The following is a 5818-nucleotide window of genomic DNA, read 5'->3' on the forward strand; positions in this document are numbered from 1 at the left end:
CAGCGCCTGCTCGCGCAGAAAATCAAAATGCTTGATTTCGCGAAAGAAATAGGTCTCGTTGGTGGTGAGCAAGTCCACCGCCATTTGCACTTCATCCGGGTAGCTGCCAGAGGCCAGCAGTTTGAAATACTGGCCAAAATTTTCCAGCTTGTGCAGCGTCAAGCGCTTGCCCAAACGGCCCGTCACCAGCGCCTTTTTAGAGGACGACATGGTGATGCCCGCCGCCTCAAAAATGAAACGCTGGAACTGGGCCAGCTCTGCTTCAGTGATGGGCCGGATGCCGTTGATGCTGGGCAGTGCTTCCTGCATAAAACTCAGCTACTCGTCACGGCCAGGTCGGTGCTGGCAGCAACGCGCCCCATGGCGCCAATCTCTTCATTCGAGAGCACCCGGTTGACATTGAGCAAGATGACGAACTTGCCGTTGACCTTGCCAATGCCTTCAATGAAATCGCTGCGGATTTTGGCACCAAAAGTAGGTGGCGGCTCAATCTCGGAAGACGGAATTTCCAACACCGCCTGCACCGCATCCACCACCACGCCCATGCTCTGGCTTTCGCCCTCGTTTTGGGTTTGCACCTCGATGATGATGATGCAGGTGCTCTTGGTCACGGCGGTGGGCGGCTTGCCAAAGCGGGCTGACAAATCCATCACCGGCACCACCGCGCCGCGCAGGTTGATCACCCCGCGAATGCAGGCCGGCATCATCGGCACCTCGGTCAGGTTGGCATACCAGATGATTTCCTTGATGCACAAAATACTGATCGAGAACATCTCGCCACCGAGGGTGAACGTCAGGTATTGCTTTTGTTCGACCACCGGTTTGTTGTCGGTTTTAACCAGCGCATTCATGGCGAACTCCTTTTAAAACTTGGTGAACTGGGTTTCATCAATGTCGGCCCCATGGGCCTGCACCATGGGGCCACCGCCCTTGGCGCTGGCCGCTTTGGCGGGTGCCTTCTTGCTGCTGGCGGGGCTGCTCTTGCGCGCCTTGAAAGCCGGGGCTTGTGACTGACCGTCGCCATTGAGCTTGAAGAACGACATGGTTTGCTGCAACTGCTCGGCTTGGCTGCTCATCTCTTCCGAGGTGGCGGCGAGTTCTTCCGAGCTGGAAGCATTTTGCTGGGTGGTCTGGTTCAACTGACCGACTGCCGAGTTGATCTGACCAACCCCCGAAGACTGCTCGCTGGAGGCGGCAGAAATCTCCTGCACCAGGTCGGCGGTCTTGCGGATGCTGGGCACCATCTGAGCCAGCAGCTTGCCAGCTTTCTCGGCCAACTCGACGCTGTTGGTCGCTACTTCGCCAATTTCCTGCGCAGCCACTTGACTGCGTTCGGCGAGTTTGCGCACCTCGGCGGCCACCACGGCAAAGCCTTTGCCGTGCTCGCCAGCGCGGGCCGCTTCAATCGCGGCATTCAGCGCCAGCAGGTTGGTTTGTGCCGCGATGTCGTCAATGATGCCGATCTTCTTGGCGATCTGTTTCATGGCCGCTACCGTGGCATCAACCGATTCACCGCCGTCAGCCGCGTCTTGCGCGGCCTTAGACGCCATGCCTTCGGTCACTTTGGCGTTTTCGGTGTTCTGGGCAATGCTCGATGTCATCTGCTCCAGCGAAGCGCTGGTTTCTTCAACGCCAGCAGCTTGCTCGCTGGCCGCTTGCGACAGGGCTTGCGCCGTGGCGCTCACCTCTTCGGAGGCGCTGGCCAGGGACTGGGCACCACCGTTGACATCGGCCACCACTTGCGAGAGCTTGGTGATCATGTTCTGCATGGCTTGCAGCATTTGGCCAGTCTCGTCTTTGGAGGTCGCATCAATGCGCACGGTCAGGTCACCGTCGGCCAACCGGTTGGCCACACTCAGAGCCTCAATCACCGGACCGGTGATGGAGCGGGTCAGGAACCAGGCCAGCAACGCACCCAAGGCAATAGCAACGCCGGCCAGGGTGATCATCAGGCGAAATGCAGAGTCGTAGCCTTTTTGGGCGGTGAGGTAGTCGTCCTTGGTGTTTTGCTCTTGCAAGGTAATGTTTTCGTCAATGGCGTCTTGCCATTTTTGGGCGGTGGGGGCCGCTTGCTCCATCAGGAGCTTGATGGCTTCTGCATTTTTATTGACCAGCGCGAGTTCAATCACTTTATCGGTTGCAACACGGGCATCAGCGGCAGCCGCCTTGATCTTGGCACGAATGGCTTTGCCTTTGTCGCTGGCCTCGGTTTTATTCAGCGCCTCCCACGACTCGTTGTATTTCTGACGGTAGCCATCGAGCTTGCGCTTCTCGACCGACATGGCGGCTTCATCCTCCAACAAAATAAGGGTGCGTGTAATGCGCGTAACGATGTGCACCGACTCAGACATGTCGTTGTTCAGCTTGATCTTGACCATGTTGTCATTGACGATTTCATCGAGTCGACCCTGCACGCTCGACATGCCATTGATGCCAACGACGGCCAAGGCGGCCATCAAGGCCAACACGATGACAAAGCCCAGCGTCAGACGCAGGCCGATTTTCATATTTGCAAACATCTCAATTACCTTTCAAGAAATACGGGGACAGGGTAAACACAATGACGTTAACCGCGACGAGAGCGACCGTCGCCACTGAGCTTGAAAAACGACATGGTTTGCTGCAACTGCTCGGCCTGGCTGCTCATCTCTTCCGAGGTGGCGGCGAGTTCTTCCGAGCTGGAGGCGTTTTGCTGAGTGGTCTGGTTCAACTGACCGACTGCCGAGTTGATCTGACCCACCCCTGAAGACTGCTCGCTTGAAGCCGCAGAAATCTCTTGCACCAGGTCGGCGGTCTTGCGGATGGTGGGTACCATTTGCGCCAGCAACTTGCCGGCTTTCTCGGCCAGTTCCACGCTGTTGGTCGCCACTTCACCAATTTCCTGCGCCGCCACCTGGCTGCGTTCGGCCAGTTTGCGCACCTCGGCGGCCACCACGGCAAAGCCTTTGCCGTGTTCGCCAGCGCGGGCCGCCTCAATCGCGGCATTCAGCGCCAGCAGGTTGGTTTGCGCGGCGATGTCGTCGATGATGCCGATCTTCTTGGCGATCTGCTTCATGGCCGCTACGGTGGCGTCAACCGATTCGCCGCCATCAGCCGCGTCTTGCGCGGCCTTAGACGCCATGCCTTCGGTCACTTTGGCGTTTTCGGTGTTCTGGGCAATGCTCGATGTCATCTGCTCCAGCGAAGCGCTGGTTTCTTCAACGCCAGCAGCTTGCTCGCTGGCCGCTTGCGACAGGGCTTGCGCCGTGGCGCTCACCTCTTCGGAGGCGCTGGCCAGGGACTGGGCACCACCGTTGACATCGGCCACCACTTGCGAGAGCTTGGTGATCATGTTCTGCATGGCTTGCAGCATTTGGCCAGTCTCGTCTTTGGAGGTCGCATCAATGCGCACGGTCAGGTCACCGTCGGCCAACCGGTTGGCCACACTCAGAGCCTCAATCACCGGACCGGTGATGGAGCGGGTCAGGAACCAGGCCAGCAACGCACCCAAGGCAATAGCAACGCCGGCCAGGGTGATCATCAGGCGAAATGCAGAGTCGTAGCCTTTTTGGGCGGTGAGGTAGTCGTCCTTGGTGTTTTGCTCTTGCAAGGTAATGTTTTCGTCAATGGCGTCTTGCCATTTTTGGGCGGTGGGGGCCGCTTGCTCCATCAGGAGCTTGATGGCTTCTGCATTTTTATTGACCAGCGCGAGTTCAATCACTTTATCGGTTGCAACACGGGCATCAGCGGCAGCCGCCTTGATCTTGGCACGAATGGCTTTGCCTTTGTCGCTGGCCTCGGTTTTATTCAGCGCCTCCCACGACTCGTTGTATTTCTGACGGTAGCCATCGAGCTTGCGCTTCTCGACCGACATGGCGGCTTCATCCTCCAACAAAATAAGGGTGCGTGTAATGCGCGTAACGATGTGCACCGACTCAGACATGTCGTTGTTCAGCTTGATCTTGACCATGTTGTCATTGACGATTTCATCGAGTCGACCCTGCACGCTCGACATGCCATTGATGCCAACGACGGCCAAGGCGGCCATCAAGGCCAACACGATGACAAAGCCCAGCGTCAGACGCAGGCCGATTTTCATATTTGCAAACATCTCAATTACCTTTCAAGAAATACGGGGACAGGGTAAACACAATGACGTTAACCGCGACGAGAGCGACCGTCGCCACTGAGCTTGAAAAACGACATGGTTTGCTGCAACTGCTCGGCCTGGCTGCTCATCTCTTCCGAGGTGGCGGCGAGTTCTTCCGAGCTGGAGGCGTTTTGCTGAGTGGTCTGGTTCAACTGACCGACTGCCGAGTTGATCTGACCCACCCCTGAAGACTGCTCGCTTGAAGCCGCAGAAATCTCTTGCACCAGGTCGGCGGTCTTGCGGATGGTGGGTACCATTTGCGCCAGCAACTTGCCGGCTTTCTCGGCCAGTTCCACGCTGTTGGTCGCCACTTCACCAATTTCCTGCGCCGCCACCTGGCTGCGTTCGGCCAGTTTGCGCACCTCGGCGGCCACCACGGCAAAGCCTTTGCCGTGTTCGCCAGCGCGGGCCGCCTCAATCGCGGCATTCAGCGCCAGCAGGTTGGTTTGCGCGGCGATGTCGTCGATGATGCCGATCTTCTTGGCGATCTGCTTCATGGCCGCTACGGTCGCATCAACCGATTCACCGCCATCAGCCGCGTCTTGCGCGGCCTTGCTGGCCATGCCTTCGGTCACTTTGGCGTTTTCGGTGTTCTGGGCAATGCTCGACGTCATCTGCTCCAGCGAGGCGCTGGTTTCTTCCACGCCAGCAGCTTGCTCGCTGGCGGCTTGTGACAGGGCTTGCGCCGTGGCGCTCACCTCTTCAGAAGCGCTGGCCAGGGCTTGCGCACCCCCATTGACGTCGGTGACCACTTGCGAAAGTTTCTCAATCATGGTCTTCATGGCAAACAGCAGGCTGGTCGAGTCCTTGGCATGGGTTTCCAACTTCACGGTGAGGTCACCCTCGGAGACCTTCATCACCATGTCGCGGGCGTAGTCGGGCTCGCCACCGAGTTGTTTGAGAATGCTGCGGGTGATGATCCAGCCCACCAGGGCCGAGAGCAACACGGCGATGACCGCCAGGATCTCCATCAAGCGCGCGGCGTTTTCGGCCATGACGGTGGCGTCCTTGCCGGTTTTGACGACCAGTTCAGTCTGGAAATCAATCAGCCCGTTGATCGCGCCCATGTAGTCGCTCTGGGCCGCGCGCAGTTCACCGGCAATCATGGCGGCGGCTTCATCCTTTTTGTTGGCTTTGAGAAACGCTAGGAACTTGTCCTGCGCTGCTACATAGATCGGCCGGGCCGTCACAACCTTACCAAGCATTTCGCGACCCTTTTCGCTTTTAATAGTCTTGTCGAGTTTTTCCAGCCGGTCTGTGATGATCTTGCGCTGCTCGGGAATCGCATCGATGGCTTTTTGCGCCTCTGCATCTTTCAGGATGTAGGCATTGCGCAACTGGCGTGCAATGTTGTTGATGGCGTCAATCATGTCGTTGGCCAGCACCGTCTTGGGGAACTTGTCATTCACCAGCCCATCGATCTCGCTGTTGAGTGCATTGATGCGGGTCACGCCGACCACCGCGATGGCGATCAACAAGGCCAGTGTGATGGCGAAACTGAGGCCGAGTCGCACGCCCAGTTTGAGGTTGTTCAACATGGAATATCTCCTGATTTACAAAATTTGAAAGCCATCAAAAAAACTTAATTGCCCAGCAAGGCCGGCTTAACCGCAGCCATGCCATGCGTCGCTTGACGCACCAGCGCCGGCACATCCAGAATCAGCGCCACATCGCCGCTGCCCAGAATGG

4 protein-coding genes and 1 pseudogene are annotated in these 5818 nt (G+C 57.7%); all 5 read right to left on the reverse strand.

Annotated elements, in window-relative coordinates; genetic code table 11:
- Positions 1-309: pseudogene (locus WCG50_RS16670) on the reverse strand (SAM-dependent methyltransferase); the annotation flags it as partial.
- A gap of 5 nt (positions 310-314) precedes the next feature.
- On the reverse strand, positions 315-851 hold the full coding sequence (locus WCG50_RS16675; RefSeq protein WP_336900720.1) for a chemotaxis protein CheW: 537 nt from the start codon (positions 849-851) through the stop codon (positions 315-317).
- Positions 852-863: 12 nt separating this feature from the next.
- The gene (locus tag WCG50_RS16680; protein WP_336900721.1) at positions 864-2519 is read right to left on the reverse strand and encodes a methyl-accepting chemotaxis protein; all 1656 of its coding nucleotides are present in this window, start codon (positions 2517-2519) and stop codon (positions 864-866) included.
- A gap of 47 nt (positions 2520-2566) precedes the next feature.
- A complete protein-coding gene (locus WCG50_RS16685) occupies positions 2567-4090 on the reverse strand; it encodes a methyl-accepting chemotaxis protein (protein WP_336900722.1) in 1524 nt (507 codons plus the stop codon).
- Between the two features lie 47 nt (positions 4091-4137).
- Positions 4138-5667 (reverse strand): methyl-accepting chemotaxis protein, encoded by a 1530-nt coding sequence (locus tag WCG50_RS16690; RefSeq protein ID WP_336900723.1) that lies wholly within the window; start codon positions 5665-5667, stop codon positions 4138-4140.
- Between the last annotated feature and the right edge of the window lie 151 nt (positions 5668-5818).

The organism is Rhodoferax sp. (assembly GCF_037143375.1).
In the GTDB taxonomy this organism is placed as follows: Bacteria; Pseudomonadota; Gammaproteobacteria; order Burkholderiales; family Burkholderiaceae_C; genus Rhodoferax.